This is a genomic window from Pseudomonas sp. BP6, assembly GCF_017875935.1.
GTDB lineage: Bacteria > Pseudomonadota > Gammaproteobacteria > Pseudomonadales > Pseudomonadaceae > Aquipseudomonas > Aquipseudomonas putida_Y.
Map to the genome: position 1 here is coordinate 747,862 of NZ_JAGINI010000001.1, position 13,259 is coordinate 761,120.

Genomic DNA, 13,259 nt, shown 5'->3' on the forward strand with positions numbered 1-13,259 from the left:
ATGCAAGCGGTAATGTGGCCTTATGTGGCAGTATAGGAAGCCGTTACCCACATAAACCGCGCTTTTTAGAGCAAATTGCGCTGTAAGCGGTGCTGTTGATTACATTGAAGTCTTTATCGGAATGCCTACAGCGATGCTGCGTTTGTGCGTAAAATAGCCGGCTTTTGTCACACCTCGCGGATCCAAGCGCTATGGGCACCCTCTCGGTCAACCAGAACAAACTGCAAAAACGCCTGCGTCGTCTCGCTGGCGAAGCCATCACCGACTACAACATGATCGAGGATGGCGACAAGGTCATGGTCTGCCTGTCCGGCGGCAAGGACAGCTACACCATGCTCGACGTTCTGTTGCACCTGCAGAAGGTGGCACCGATCACGTTCGAGATCGTGGCGGTGAACATGGACCAGAAACAGCCGGGCTTCCCTGAGCACGTATTGCCGGCCTACCTCAAGGAACTGGGTGTCGAGTACCACATCGTCGAGAAGGATACCTACTCGGTGGTAAAGGAGCTGGTACCCGAAGGCAAGACCACTTGCTCGCTGTGTTCTCGACTGCGCCGCGGTACCCTGTACACCTTTGCCGACGAAATTGGCGCTACCAAGATGGCGCTGGGGCATCACCGCGACGACATCGTCGAAACCTTCTTCCTCAACATGTTCTTCAACGGCGCGCTCAAGGGCATGCCGCCGAAGCTGCGCGCCGACGACGGCCGCAACGTGGTGATCCGCCCGCTGGCCTACTGCAGCGAGAAGGACATCCAGGCCTACTCGGACATGAAGGAATTCCCGATCATCCCGTGCAACCTGTGCGGCTCGCAGGAAAACCTGCAGCGCCAGGTGGTCAAGGACATGCTGGTGGAGTGGGAACGCAAGCACCCGGGCCGTACCGAGAGCATCTTCCGTGCCCTGCAGAACGTGGCACCGTCGCAGCTGGCCGACCGGAACCTGTTTGACTTCACCAGCCTTAAGATCGACGAAAACGCTACTCCGCGTTTCCTCGACGTGCTGAACATCTGAGCCCATGCGCGATTACCAGTGGTTGCATGAGTACTGCCTGAACCGCTTTGGCTCGGCCCAGGCGCTGGAGGCTTTCCTGCCGCAGCCGCGCACGCCAGCGCAACTGCGCGACATCACTGATGACCGCTACCTGTCGACACTGGCCCTGCGGGTGTTTCGCGCGGGGCTAAAGCACAGCCTGGTGGATGCCAAGTGGCCGGCGTTCGAGCAGGTATTCTTCGGCTTCGACCCGGAGAAAGTGGTGCTGATGGGCGCCGAGCACCTGGAGCGGTTGATGCAGGATGAGCGCATCATTCGCCACCTGGGCAAGCTCAAGAGCGTGCCGCGCAATGCGCAAATGGTGCTGGATATCGCCAAGGCGCATGGCAGTTTTGCTGCATTCATCGCCGACTGGCCAGTGACCGACATTGTCGGCTTGTGGAAGTACCTGGCCAAGCACGGCAACCAATTGGGCGGGTTGTCGGCGCCACGCTTCTTGCGCATGGTCGGCAAGGACACGTTCATCCCGACCGATGACATGGCGGCGGCATTGATTGCGCAGAAGGTTATCGACAAGCAGCCGACCAGCCAGCGTGACCTGGCTTTGGTGCAGCAGGCGTTCAACCAGTGGCATGCAGAGAGCGGGCGGCCGCTGTGCCAGTTGTCAGTGATGCTGGCGCATACCGTCAATCATTGAGTCTTGTGTTGCTCCCATTCGCGGGCACGCCCGCTCCCACAGGGGCTGCACAGGCTTTAAGGGCGGTGCGAATTCTGTGGGGGCGGGGGCCCGCAAAAAATCTAACTGCCTTCGCCTGCCATGCGCCGCTCATGCTGGAACTTCCAGCGCACGTACAGTAGCCCGGCAATGAACAGCCCCAGGCTCACCAGCACTTCAAGCCAGCCGAATACCGCCCGGGCCGGGTCGAACGCCGCCAGCACGCCCTTGATGAAATAGATATTCACCACGAAGCAGGTCCAGGCATGCGCCCGGGCGCTGCCTTTGAGCATGCCTGGCAGCAGCAACAGCAACGGCACCAATTCGATCGCCAGGATCACCTCGACCCGGGCCCCGTGCAGGTTGGCGAACCACAGGTTGTTCACCACCAGCAGGGCGATCAGGCCGAAGAAGCATGCCAGGCTGAATGCCCGCGTCAGGCGCAGGCGTGGTACCAGCCATTGCAGCGGTGGCAATACCTTGGGCTTTCTAGCCACGCGCCGCCTCCAGGGCCTTGGCCGTGGTCGCCAGGCGTTGGCCCAGGGCGCGGCACAGGGTGATTTCGTGGGGGTCGAGTTCGCGCTTGCCATCGGCACCTGCGTGGTGGCTGGCGCCATAAGGCGTGCCGCCGCCGCGGGTCTCGAGCAGTGCCGACTCGCTGTAGGGCAGGCCCATCACCAACATGCCGTGGTGCATCAGTGGCAGCATCATCGACAGCAAAGTCGTTTCCTGGCCGCCGTGCAGGCTGGCGGTGGAGGTGAACACGCCAGCCGGTTTGCCGACCAGCTCACCGCCTAGCCAAAGGCTGCTGGTGCCATCCAGGAAGTACTTGAGTGGCGCTGCCATGTTGCCGAACCGGGTCGGGCTGCCCAGTACCAGGCCTGCGCAGTGGCGCAGGTCATCAAGGGTGGCGTACAGCGCGCCACTGGCCGGAATATCCGGGGCCACCGCTTCGCATTCGGTGGAAATCGCGGGCACCGTGCGCAGGCGTGCCTCCATGCCGGCCAGCTCGATACCGCGGGCGATGTGCCGGGCCATTTCGCTGGTCGCTCCATGGCGGCTGTAATACAGCACCAGGATGTAGGGCGCGCTCACGGCAGGATCTCCAGCACTTTTTCTGGCGGACGACCGACCACGGCCTTGTCACCGGCAACCAGGATCGGCCGCTCGATCAGTTTGGGGTGCTGGGCCATGGCCTCGATCAGTTGCGCGTCGGTCAGTGCCGGGTCGGCCAGGTTCAGTGTTTTATATTCGTCCTCGCCGCTGCGCAGCAATTGGCGCGGGGCGATGCCCAGCTTGCCGAGCAAGGCCTTGAGGGTGGCAGCGTCGGGCGGGGTTTCCAGGTAGCGCACGATGGTCGGGGCCAGGCCGCGGGCTTCGAGCAGTTCAAGGGCGCCGCGGGATTTCGAGCAGCGCGGGTTATGATAGAGCGTGAGGTCAGTCATGTCGGGTCGCATCCAGCTGGGTGTGGCGGCTATTCTAACCGCAGCGACTGACCAATTTGCTTTAAAACTCGAGAAGGATTGACCCATGGCAAGGCGTTTGGCAGCAGTACTGGCCATCACCGCGAGCCTGTTGCTCGGTGGTTGCGGTGCCGATTATGGCGTGGACCAACACGGTAATACGGTTAAGGCCGAACAGATCGAAGGGCACTGGCTGGTGCTCAACTACTGGGCTGAGTGGTGCGGGCCGTGCCGTACCGAAATCCCGGAACTGAACGCAGCGGCCAAGCAGTGGGCGGCTGATGGCGTGAAGGTGGTGGGGGTGAACTTCGATGGCCTGCAGGGGCAGGACCTGAAGCAGGCTGCCGAAACCCTGGGCATCGGTTTCACCGTGCTGGCCCAGGACCCGGCCGAGCGCTATGACCTGCCGCGTAGCGAGGCCTTGCCGGTGACCTACATCATCGACGACAAGGGCAAGGTGCGTGAGCAGTTGATGGGCGAGCAGACCCTGGAAGGGTTGCAGGCCAAGATCAAGGCCCTGAAAGGCGCCTGATGCATTCGGGGCCGTTCTGCAGCCCTTCGCGGGCACGCCCGCTCCCACAGGGGGACGCGATAAACTGTGGGAGCGGGCGCGCCCGCGAAGGGCCGCAAAGCGGCCCCGGCAATCCTCAGCCTTCCTCGGGCCAGAAGCGCAGCGGCTTGCCTTCGGCCGGCCAGAAGCGTATCTGCTCCACCGGTGACACATCCCAACGCTCTACCGTTTCCAGCGCCTGCAGGAAGCGCTTTTCCTGTTCCATCAGCGCGGGTGCGCACAGCTTGCGGGTCTTGCCGACCTTGCCGAAGCTGAGGTGCTCGCCATCGAGCGTGTAAGGCGCAAACCAGTGGTTGCAGCCGCCGTTGCCATAGGCACGGCCGTCGCTGGCCAGTGTCAGGGTCAGGTGGCTGTAGTCGATCAGTGGTCGTTCGCCAATCCACTCCAGCACGTAGCTGCGCTCCTGCTGCAGCTTGGAAGGTTCTGTGGCGCAGCCGAGCAGGCCGGTTGCAATCAGCACGCCGGTCAGCAGATTCTTCACTCGGCGCTCTCCTGGCAACGTGGGCACAGGTGTTTTTCGCCACGGCTGGCCCAGCCCAGCTCTGCGATACGGGCACTGGCAGCCGGTTGACGAGCTGCCTTGCCGAGCTTGGCGTCTACCGCGAACTCGAAGCCCAGCACCGCATCGCAGCGATCGCACTCGACCTGCCAGGTGAGGATTTCCAGCTCGTTGAACACCGGGCCGCTCGCCACGGCAACCCACTGGCCGCGTGGGTTGATCAGGTGGCGCACGCTTTCCACGGTCAGGCGCATGGACAAATCCTTGCTGCCCTTGAGCGTGACCAGCAGGCTGTCGCCTTTGTGCATCGAGCCGCCGTTGCCGGTGACCTGATAGCGGCCTGGCACCAACGCACGGCACTCGATCAGGGTGTGTTGCGGGTTGAAAAGGGTGTAGCGAAAATCGTGTTCGACCATGGGTCCTCCAGAAATGCCGCGTATCCTAGCACTAACCCATTACCAGATTCTGTGGATTGCCTGCCGCCCAGCGGTTGATGTTGTCCAGTGTGGTCGCGGCAATGGCATCCAGCGCCTCGCGGGTGAGGAAAGCCTGGTGGGCGGTGATGATCACGTTGGGGAAGGTCAGCAGCCGAGCTAGCACATCGTCTTGCAAGGGCAGGTCGGAGCGGTCCTCGAAGAACAGTTGGGCTTCTTCTTCGTAGACGTCCAGGCCCAGGTAGCCAAGCTGGCCGCTCTTCAGTGCGTCGATCAGCGCAGGGGTGTCGACCAGCGCACCGCGACCGGTGTTGATCAGCATGGCGCCGGGCTGCAACTGGGCCAGGCTTTGCGCATTGATCAGGTGGCGAGTGTGCTCGGTCAGTGGGCAGTGCAGGCTGATGATGCGGGCTTCGCGCAATAGCTCGGGCAGGGGCATGTAGCGGGCGCCAAGGGCCAGCAGCTCTGGGTTGGGGTAGGGGTCGTACGCCAGCAGCTTGCAGCCGAAACCGGCCATGATGCGGGCAAAGGCGGCACCGATCTGGCCGGTACCGACCACCCCGACGGTTTTGCCGTGCAGATCGAAACCGGTCAGCCCGTGCAAGGTGAAGTCGCCTTCGCGAGTGCGGTTGTAGGCCCGATGCAGACGCCGGTTGAGTGCCAGGATGAGCGCCACGGCATGCTCGGCAACGGCGTGTGGCGAGTAGGCCGGCACACGCACCACGGCCAGGCCCAAGCGCTGGGCGGCGGCCAGGTCGACGTGGTTGTAGCCGGCCGAGCGCAGCGCGATCAACCGCGTGCCAGCTGCGGCCAGGCGCTGCAGCACCGGTTCGCCGAGTTCATCATTGATGAAGGCGCAGACCACCTCAAAGCCATCTGCCAGGGCGGCGGTGTCGAGGGTCAGGCGGGCGGGCTGGAAATGCAGCTCCAGGGTGGTGCCGCGGGCAGCCTCGGTGAAGCTTTCCTGGTCGTAGTGCTGGCTGCTGAACAACAGGGCGCGCATGGTGGAACTCCTTTGCAATGCATGTTTTGGGTGGGGCGCTGCCTGTCAAGGCATACCCAGCGAGGCCCAGATCCACTCAAGCGCTCAATCTGGCCTGTGCCGCCAGCCGGCTGATCGCGCTGTCCAGTTCATCCAGGGCCTGCTGCGCCTGCGGATTGTCCTGCTTCAGCAAGGTTTCGCTGCGTTGGCACGCTGCCCTTAATTGCGGCACGCCGCAATAGCGTGAGGCACCGTTCAGACGGTGTACTTGCTCGATCAGGCCATTGCGGTCATCGGCTGCGCGGGCGGCGCGTATGGCTTCACGGTCCGTATCCAGCGACGCCAGCAGCATGCTCAGCATGTCAGCCGCCAGATCTGCCTTGCCAGCGGCCAGGCGCAGGCCCTCTTCGGGGTCGAGTACCTTCAGTTCGTCGCCGTTGGTCAGCAACTCGGCCTGCGCCTGCTGCGGTGTGCCCAGGCTCAGGCCGGTCCACTTCATCACCACCTGGGCCAGTTGCCGTTCGCTGATCGGTTTGGTCAGGTAGTCGTCCATGCCGCTGTGCAATAACGCACGTTTTTCGTTGGCCATGGCATGGGCCGTGAGGGCGACGATCGGCAGCGGATTGCCGCTTTGGGTGTTCTCCCACAGGCGGATCTGTTCAGTACAGGCGCGGCCGTCCATGCCGGGCATCTGCACATCCATCAGCACCAGGTCGAACAGCTCGCCCTGCACGGCCTGTACCGCCGCATGGCCATTGTTGACGGCCAGTACCTCGGCACCCAAGTCTTCGAGCAGGGTTTTCACCAGCAGCAGGTTGGCGGCATTGTCGTCGACGCAGAGTATTTTCGGTCGGCGCTGGCCATTGGGGTTATTTGCATCGGCCAGCGGTCGACGTGGTTGCACCAGTTCCAGCAAGAGACGCCGCAGCTTGCGGGTGCAGGTCGGCTTGGACAGCAATTGGCCATGGCCGTTAGGCAGGTATGGGTGGTAAAGCGCCTGCTCGGTGGTCGGGCACAGCACCACGCACTGGCAGTGGTAACGCTCGAGCTGCTGGTGATAATGGCCCAGTTGCTCGGGCGACAGGTTGCCCAGGTTGGCCCCGAGCACCGCGAACTCGAACGGCAGGCCGGCCTGGCTGGCGGCCTGCACCCCCTGCAGCAACTGGTCATAGGAGCCGAAAAGGCTCACGCTGAGGCCGCAGTCTTGCAACTGGTGCTCCAACGCCTGGCGTGCCAGTTCGTGGCCATCGACAATGGCGGCACGGCGGCCCAGCAATGGCTGCGGTGGCAGTTCTTCAGCATCGTCATGCGCCTTGGGCAGGTTGAGGCTGATCCAGAACTGCGAACCTTCGCCCGGGGTACTGTCGACGCCGATCTCGCCGCCCATCTGTTCGATCAGGCGCTTGGAAATCACCAGCCCTAGACCGGTGCCGCCGGGCTGGCGGGCCAGTGAGTTGTCAGCCTGGCTGAAGGCCTGGAACAGTGTGCGCACATCCTGTGGTGACAGGCCGATGCCGGTGTCCTGCACGCTGATGCGCAACTGCGCGCAGTCTTCGTGCTCGTCTTCCAGCATGGCGCGCACGACGATGGTGCCTTCGCGGGTGAACTTGATGGCATTGCTGACCAGGTTGGTGAGGATCTGCTTGAGCCGCAACGGGTCGCCAACCAGCGAAGCAGGTGTGTCACGGTAGATCAGGCTCAGCAATTCCAGCTGCTTGGCGTGGGCGGCCGGAGCGAGGATGGTCAGGGTGTCCTGGATCAGGTCACGCAGGTTGAACGGTATGCTGTCGAGCACCAGCTTGCCGGCTTCGATCTTGGAGAAATCGAGGATCTCGTTGATGATTCCCAGCAAGTTGTCAGCAGACTTCTCGATGGTGTTCAGGTAGTCGAGCTGGCGGGGTGTCATCTCGCTTTTTTGCAGCAGGTGGGTAAAACCGAGGATGCCGTTGAGCGGGGTGCGGATTTCGTGGCTCATGTTGGCCAGGAACTCCGACTTGATGCGGCTGGCCTCAAGTGCCTCTTTGCGCGCCATGTCCAGCTCGATGTTCTGGATTTCGATGGTTTCCAGGTTCTGGCGCACGTCTTCGGTGGCCTGGTCGATGCTGTGCTGCAGTTCTTCGTGGGCGTTTTGCAGGGTTTCGGCCATGCGGTTGATGCCGTGGGCCAGTTCGTCCAGCTCATGGCTGCCCAGGGTCGGCAGGCGTTCCTCGAGGTGCCCGTCCTTGAGCTGGTTGACCGCGTGCTTGATGCGCTCGATAGGGTCGTTGATGGTGCGGCTCATGCGCAGCGCCAGCAGGCCACTGAGTGCCAGGCAAGCGAGGATCAGCAACAGGCTGGTGAACAGGTTGCGGTAGCCGCGCAGCAGTGTGCCGTCGTGCGACAACTCGATCTCTACCCAGCCCAGCAGGCGATCGGCTTCGGCGGGCACGGCGTCGGTGGCCAGGTCACGGTGGTGGCCGAACACTGGCATCAGGTAGCGGGTGGCGTCGTTGCCACTGCGCTGCAGGAGTTGGGTGCCGGTACCGCCGCTGGGCGGCAGGTTGAGCATGCTCGGGCCTGCGTGTGCCAGGCGCGTGCGGTCTGGGGCCAGGAACGCAACTGCGCGCACATCGGCCTGCTCCAGGGTTTGTGCGGCAATTCTCTCCAGTTGCGCAGGCGCGAGCCGGGCCATGGCGGGTGCGGCCAGTGGCGCCAGTTGTTCGGCGATCATTTTGCCGCGCTGCAACAGCTGGGTGCGCAGGTCGTTCTGTTGCAGCCAGGTGAAATAGCTACCCAGCACCAGGGCCATCAAGCCGGCCGGCAGCAGTGCCAGCAGCAAGACCCGACTGCGGATTCCCAAACGATCGAGCACAATCGCCTCCTCTGATGTGCCTGGATGCCGTCAAGTGGTAACGGCCAAGCCGCGAAGTTACTCCGCCTGCGGCACCATTGCATCTCTTTAGTATGTGTCATGCGCTGTTGCCGGGGTATTGGTCGCAACGCGGTTGCCTGGCACGTGGCGAATGCTCAATAATCGCTCAATTGAGAATTAATGGCAGTTGCCAATGAATCCTGTAGCTATTTACAACTCCAATATCCTTGCCATCGAGGACGACCCGGTTCTTGGTGCCTATCTGCAAGAGGAATTGCAGCGCGGGGGCTTCCAGGTCACCTGGTGCCGCAATGGCCTGGAGGGCCTGGAAACGGCTGGCCGCCAGGCTTTCGATGTTGTGCTCATGGACATCCTGCTGCCCGGGCTTGATGGGCTGGACGCCTTGGCGCAGTTGCGCAGGCGCAGCGCCACGCCGGTAATCCTGATGTCGGCGCTGGGAGCCGAGGCCGACCGTATCAGCGGCTTTCAGCGCGGTGCTGACGATTACCTGCCCAAGCCATTCAGCATGGCCGAGTTGCAGGTGCGCATCGAGGCGATTCTGCGCCGCGTGGCCCTGGAGCGGCGGCATCAAGGCCCGCTGGAGCAAGCCAACTGCGGCGAGCTGCAGTTCGACGAGGGGTTGTGTGACGTGTGCCTGGATAATCGCCTGGCAGGTCTGACCCCCAGCGAATACCGCGTGCTGGACATCCTCAACCGCAACCTCGACGAGGTCCTCAGCAAGCCGTTCCTGTACCAGCAGGTGTTGCAGCGCGGCTATTCACGGCACGACCGCAGCCTGGACATGCACGTCAGCCAGATCCGCCGCAAGCTCAAGGGCATCGGTTATCACGAACGGCAGATCCGCACCGTGTGGGGCAAGGGTTACGTGCTCAGTGCCGGCGAGGCAGAGTGAACCATGCTCGATCGCCATTCGCTGTTCTGGAAGCTGGCCATCTTGCTGGTGGGCTTCTGCCTGCTGATGATCGGCCTCAGTTATACCTGGGGCCGGCACATGGAAACCCAGAACGCCTTCCTCTCGCAGCCGGCACGGCAGACGTTGCTGGGCTATGCCGCCGAAGCTGAAAAGGCCTGGCGCAGCGGCGGTCGGGCAGGGCTGGACCAATGGGTGGCGGCCATGCATCAGCGCGAACGGGGCTGGGTTGGCGTGCTCGACATCAACCTGCGGCCGCTCGACAACGCCACACTCAACCCGCAGATCATGCAGCGTCTGACGCGCCTGCGCGGTGTCGATTGGCCCATGAGTCGGCGCAGCGTCGACCAGCCGTGGGTGCGCATACCGTTCCCGGGGGCGCCGGAGCAGGGCATGCTGGTGATCGAGCTGCCGCAGCGCTTCAATCCGGGCCAGCACCGCGTGCTGTGGCGCATCGTCACCAATGGCATTATCCCGGGGCTGTTCACCTTGCTGTTGTGTGTAGGCCTGTACCGCATGTTGATCGTGCCGCTCAATCAACTTCGCGAGCAGGCCAATGCCTGGCGGGCCGATCAGCTGTCGGCCCGCCTGGACTCGCGCACCATCGCCCGGCATGACGAGTTGGGCGAACTGGCGCGTGCCTTTGACCAGATGGCCGAGCGGCTGCAAGGCACGGTGGCTATGCAGCAGCAGTTGCTGCGCGACCTGTCCCACGAAATGCGTACGCCGCTGAGCCGGCTGCGGGTGGCCTGCGATGGTGAAACCGACCTGCAGCGTCTGCGTGATCGCCTGATCCGTGAAGTGGACTGCATGCAGCAACTGGTCGAAGACACCCTGCAACTGGCCTGGCAGGACGCCGAGCGTGCGCCGATGAACCTGGAGCCGATCGAGGTCCACGCCTTGTGGGAGTTGCTGGCCGAAAATGCCAGCTACGAGAGCGGCTGGTCGCCTGCGCAATTGCGCTGCGAAGTGCCGGCCGACTGCTGGGTGCAGGGCAACCTCAACCACCTTGCTCAGGCGCTGGAGAACATGTTGCGCAATGCCATTCGTCACTCGCCGGCAGAGGGGGTGGTGCGGCTGGGAGGCCAGCGCGAAGGCGGTTATTGGTGGCTGTGGTTGGAGGATGAAGGTGGCGGTGTGGCTGAAGAGGACCTGGAGCGGATCTTCGCGCCGTTCTCGCGGCTGGACGGTTCTCGGCCGGGGGATGGGGGCTTCGGTCTGGGCTTGAGCATCGCCCGCAGTGCCATTCAGCGCCAGGGCGGGACCTTGTGGGCGCAGAATGGCAAACGCGGGTTGCGCTTGTGGATGAAGTTGCCGTTGCATGTGCCGGCCTCTTCGCGGGTAAACCCGCTCCTACAGGCTAGCGGATCCCCGTAGGAGCGGGTTTACCCGCGAAGAGGCCAGCACATGTCACACCGTTATAGCTTGTAGCTATATGCACTACAGATTGCGTGATATGGCCGCGAAGGGTTTGCCGGTATGATAGGCACCCCGCCGTCCGGATTGCGAAATACGCCCATGACCTTGCAGTACCCAACCATCGCCGATTGCGTCGGCAATACGCCACTGGTTCGCCTGCAGCGCATCGCTGGCGAAACCAGCAATACCCTCCTGCTCAAGCTCGAAGGTAACAATCCCGCCGGCTCGGTGAAGGACCGCCCGGCACTGTCGATGATCGCTCGCGCCGAACTGCGTGGCCAGATCAAGCCAGGCGATACCCTGATCGAAGCCACCTCAGGCAACACGGGCATCGCCCTGGCGATGGCGGCGGCGATCAAGGGCTACAAGATGATCCTGATCATGCCCGACAACTCCACCGCCGAGCGCAAGGCCGCCATGACGGCCTATGGCGCCGAGCTGATCCTTGTGACCAAGGAGGAGGGTATGGAAGGCGCCCGTGACCTGGCCGAGAAGCTGCAGGCCGAAGGCCGTGGCCTGGTGCTCGACCAGTTCGCCAACGGCGACAATCCGATCGCCCACTACAACAGTACCGGCCCGGAGATCTGGCAGCAGACCCAGGGCACCATTACCCATTTCGTCAGCTCCATGGGTACCACCGGTACCATCATGGGCTGCTCGCAGTACCTCAAGGAACAGAACCCTGCGGTGCAGATCATCGGCCTGCAACCGATGGAGGGCTCGGCCATTCCGGGCATTCGCCGCTGGCCCGAGGAATACCTGCCGAAAATCTTCGACGCCACCCGCGTCGACCGCGTGGTCGACATGTCGCAGCAGGAAGCCGAAGACACCACCCGTCGCCTTGCGCGTGAAGAGGGCATTTTCTGCGGCGTGTCTTCTGGTGGTGCGGTCGCGGCCATGTTGCGTCTGTCCCGCGAAGTGGAAAATGCCGTGATGGTTGCGATCATTTGCGACCGCGGCGACCGTTATCTGTCCACTGGCCTGTTTGACCCACGCTAAATGTCCAAGAAAAAAAGCAACAGCGGCCTGCGCTTCCAGCCGGCCGGCGGCAATCGCACCTCCCAGGTCCCAGTGGGCAAGAAGCAACGCCTGGACATCGAGCGCCTGGCCGGTGACGGCCGTGGCATCGCCTTCCTCGACGGGCGTACCTGGTTCGTCAGCGGCGCCTTGGCCGGTGAGGCCGTGGAGGCACGCGTGCTCAATGCCCGTGGCAAAGTGGTCGAAGCCCGCCTGGAGCGGTTGCTGCAGGCCGGGCCCGAGCGCCGTGAGGCGCCATGTCGCTACTACGACCGCTGCGGTGGCTGCAACCTGCAGCACCTGCCGCACGAAGCGCAACTGGCGCTGAAGCAGCGCACCCTCGCCGAGCAGTTGCAGCGGGTGGCCGGCGTGCAACCCGAGGAATGGGCCACACCCCTGAGCGGGCCGGAATTCGGCTACCGGCGCCGGGCCCGTGTGGCCGTGCGCTGGGACGTCAAGGCGCGTCAACTGGAGGTGGGGTTCCGCGCCGAAGCCAGCCAGGACATCATTGCCATCGACGATTGTGCCGTGCTGGTACAGCCCTTGCAGTCGATTCTGCGCCACTTGCCGACGGTGCTGCGCTCGTTGAGCAAACCGCAGGCGCTTGGCCATGTGGAGCTGTTCAGTGGCACCGCCGAGGCGGTTCTGGTGCGCCACGTCATGCCGTTGCCGGCTGAGGACCAGGCCAGGCTGCAAGCGTTCTGCGAGCAGGCCAATGCCCAGCTGTGGCTGCAAGGCGAAGGGGAGCCGGCGCCCGTGGACCCTGCTGCGCAGTTGGGCTTTGCCCTGGCACCCTGGCAGCTGGAGCTGGCCTGGCGCCCGGGCGATTTCGTGCAGGTGAATGCCCAGGTCAATACCGCGATGATCGAGCAGGCCTTGGCCTGGCTCGCGCCAAAGGCCGACGAGCGTGTGCTGGACTTGTTCTGCGGTCTGGGCAATTTTGCCCTGCCGCTGGCCCGCCAGGCGCGTGAGGTGGTGGCAGTGGAAGGTGTACAGGCCATGGTCGATCGGGCCGCGGCCAATGCCCGGAACAACAATGTGCATAACGCACGGTTTTTTCAGGCCGATTTATCGCAGCCTTTGGCAGGCACCGGATGGGCCGCCGAGGGCTTTTCTGCGGTACTCTTGGATCCACCGCGCGACGGTGCTTTCGAGGTGGTGCAAGGCATCGCCCGCCTCAAGGCCAGAAGGCTGGTCTACGTATCGTGCAACCCGGCCACGCTGGCGAGAGACGCCCAAGTGCTGGTCGGCCAGGGGTACCGGTTAAAAAGGGCCGGGATTCTCGACATGTTTCCTCAGACGGCGCATGTCGAGGCCATGGCGTTATTCGAAGCGGGCTAGCTGACTGGCCCCTTGGTGCGGTTGCCACGGAATGGCGGCCG

At 63.4% G+C, this 13,259-nt stretch carries 14 protein-coding genes; 7 read left to right on the forward strand and 7 right to left on the reverse strand.

Annotated features, from left to right (window positions below):
- Positions 1 to 191: 191 nt before the first annotated feature.
- The gene (gene ttcA / locus J3A98_RS03390) at positions 192 to 1,016 is read left to right on the forward strand and encodes a tRNA 2-thiocytidine(32) synthetase TtcA (protein ID WP_014592121.1); all 825 of its coding nucleotides are present in this window, start codon (positions 192 to 194) and stop codon (positions 1,014 to 1,016) included.
- A 4-nt stretch (positions 1,017 to 1,020) separates the two neighbouring features.
- Positions 1,021 to 1,692 carry a DNA-3-methyladenine glycosylase I gene (locus tag J3A98_RS03395; protein WP_209964019.1) on the forward strand — a complete coding sequence of 224 codons (672 nt, stop codon included), beginning with the start codon at positions 1,021 to 1,023 and terminating at the stop codon, positions 1,690 to 1,692.
- Positions 1,693 to 1,793: 101 nt separating this feature from the next.
- Here J3A98_RS03395 and J3A98_RS03400 read toward each other — a convergent pair whose 3' ends face one another.
- Genes J3A98_RS03400 through arsC form a run of 3 tightly spaced genes read right to left on the reverse strand, consistent with a single transcriptional unit; the run spans position 1,794 to position 3,155 of the window.
- Complete coding sequence (locus J3A98_RS03400; RefSeq protein ID WP_176682783.1) at positions 1,794 to 2,207, reverse strand: DUF2069 domain-containing protein; 414 nt, start codon at positions 2,205 to 2,207, stop codon at positions 1,794 to 1,796.
- Positions 2,200 to 2,805, reverse strand: a complete 606-nt coding sequence (wrbA, locus tag J3A98_RS03405; RefSeq protein WP_014592118.1) for an NAD(P)H:quinone oxidoreductase — start codon at positions 2,803 to 2,805, stop codon at positions 2,200 to 2,202. The genes J3A98_RS03400 and wrbA overlap by 8 nt, the downstream gene beginning before the upstream one ends.
- The gene (gene arsC, locus J3A98_RS03410) at positions 2,802 to 3,155 is read right to left on the reverse strand and encodes an arsenate reductase (glutaredoxin) (RefSeq protein WP_103469350.1); all 354 of its coding nucleotides are present in this window, start codon (positions 3,153 to 3,155) and stop codon (positions 2,802 to 2,804) included. The genes wrbA and arsC overlap by 4 nt, the downstream gene beginning before the upstream one ends.
- Before the next feature lie 85 nt (positions 3,156 to 3,240).
- On the opposite strand from arsC, the gene J3A98_RS03415 reads away from it, so the two are divergent.
- Positions 3,241 to 3,705 carry a peroxiredoxin family protein gene (locus J3A98_RS03415; protein ID WP_010952706.1) on the forward strand — a complete coding sequence of 155 codons (465 nt, stop codon included), beginning with the start codon at positions 3,241 to 3,243 and terminating at the stop codon, positions 3,703 to 3,705.
- Positions 3,706 to 3,820: 115 nt separating this feature from the next.
- Here the strand turns inward: J3A98_RS03415 and J3A98_RS03420 are convergent, their stop codons facing one another.
- The 4 genes from J3A98_RS03420 to J3A98_RS03435 all read right to left on the reverse strand — a co-directional run bounded on the left by J3A98_RS03420 (position 3,821) and on the right by J3A98_RS03435 (position 8,510).
- Positions 3,821 to 4,225 (reverse strand): META domain-containing protein, encoded by a 405-nt coding sequence (locus J3A98_RS03420; RefSeq protein WP_021782541.1) that lies wholly within the window; start codon positions 4,223 to 4,225, stop codon positions 3,821 to 3,823.
- The gene (locus J3A98_RS03425; protein WP_176685503.1) at positions 4,222 to 4,659 is read right to left on the reverse strand and encodes a hypothetical protein; all 438 of its coding nucleotides are present in this window, start codon (positions 4,657 to 4,659) and stop codon (positions 4,222 to 4,224) included. The genes J3A98_RS03420 and J3A98_RS03425 overlap by 4 nt, the downstream gene beginning before the upstream one ends.
- Before the next feature lie 31 nt (positions 4,660 to 4,690).
- Positions 4,691 to 5,680 carry a 2-hydroxyacid dehydrogenase gene (locus J3A98_RS03430; RefSeq protein WP_176685502.1) on the reverse strand — a complete coding sequence of 330 codons (990 nt, stop codon included), beginning with the start codon at positions 5,678 to 5,680 and terminating at the stop codon, positions 4,691 to 4,693.
- Between the two features lie 76 nt (positions 5,681 to 5,756).
- Complete coding sequence (locus tag J3A98_RS03435; RefSeq protein WP_176685501.1) at positions 5,757 to 8,510, reverse strand: response regulator; 2,754 nt, start codon at positions 8,508 to 8,510, stop codon at positions 5,757 to 5,759.
- A gap of 193 nt (positions 8,511 to 8,703) precedes the next feature.
- Between J3A98_RS03435 and J3A98_RS03440 the strand changes: the two genes are divergently transcribed.
- The 4 genes from J3A98_RS03440 (at position 8,704) to rlmD (ending at position 13,218) form a co-directional block, all read left to right on the forward strand.
- On the forward strand, positions 8,704 to 9,423 hold the full coding sequence (locus tag J3A98_RS03440; RefSeq protein ID WP_176685500.1) for a response regulator transcription factor: 720 nt from the start codon (positions 8,704 to 8,706) through the stop codon (positions 9,421 to 9,423).
- Positions 9,424 to 9,426: 3 nt separating this feature from the next.
- Complete coding sequence (locus J3A98_RS03445) at positions 9,427 to 10,818, forward strand: sensor histidine kinase (RefSeq protein ID WP_176685499.1); 1,392 nt, start codon at positions 9,427 to 9,429, stop codon at positions 10,816 to 10,818.
- Positions 10,819 to 10,959: 141 nt separating this feature from the next.
- Positions 10,960 to 11,859 (forward strand): cysteine synthase CysM, encoded by a 900-nt coding sequence (gene cysM / locus J3A98_RS03450; protein ID WP_010952713.1) that lies wholly within the window; start codon positions 10,960 to 10,962, stop codon positions 11,857 to 11,859.
- A complete protein-coding gene (gene rlmD, locus J3A98_RS03455) occupies positions 11,860 to 13,218 on the forward strand; it encodes a 23S rRNA (uracil(1939)-C(5))-methyltransferase RlmD (RefSeq protein WP_209964022.1) in 1,359 nt (452 codons plus the stop codon).
- Positions 13,219 to 13,259: the final 41 nt, after the last annotated feature.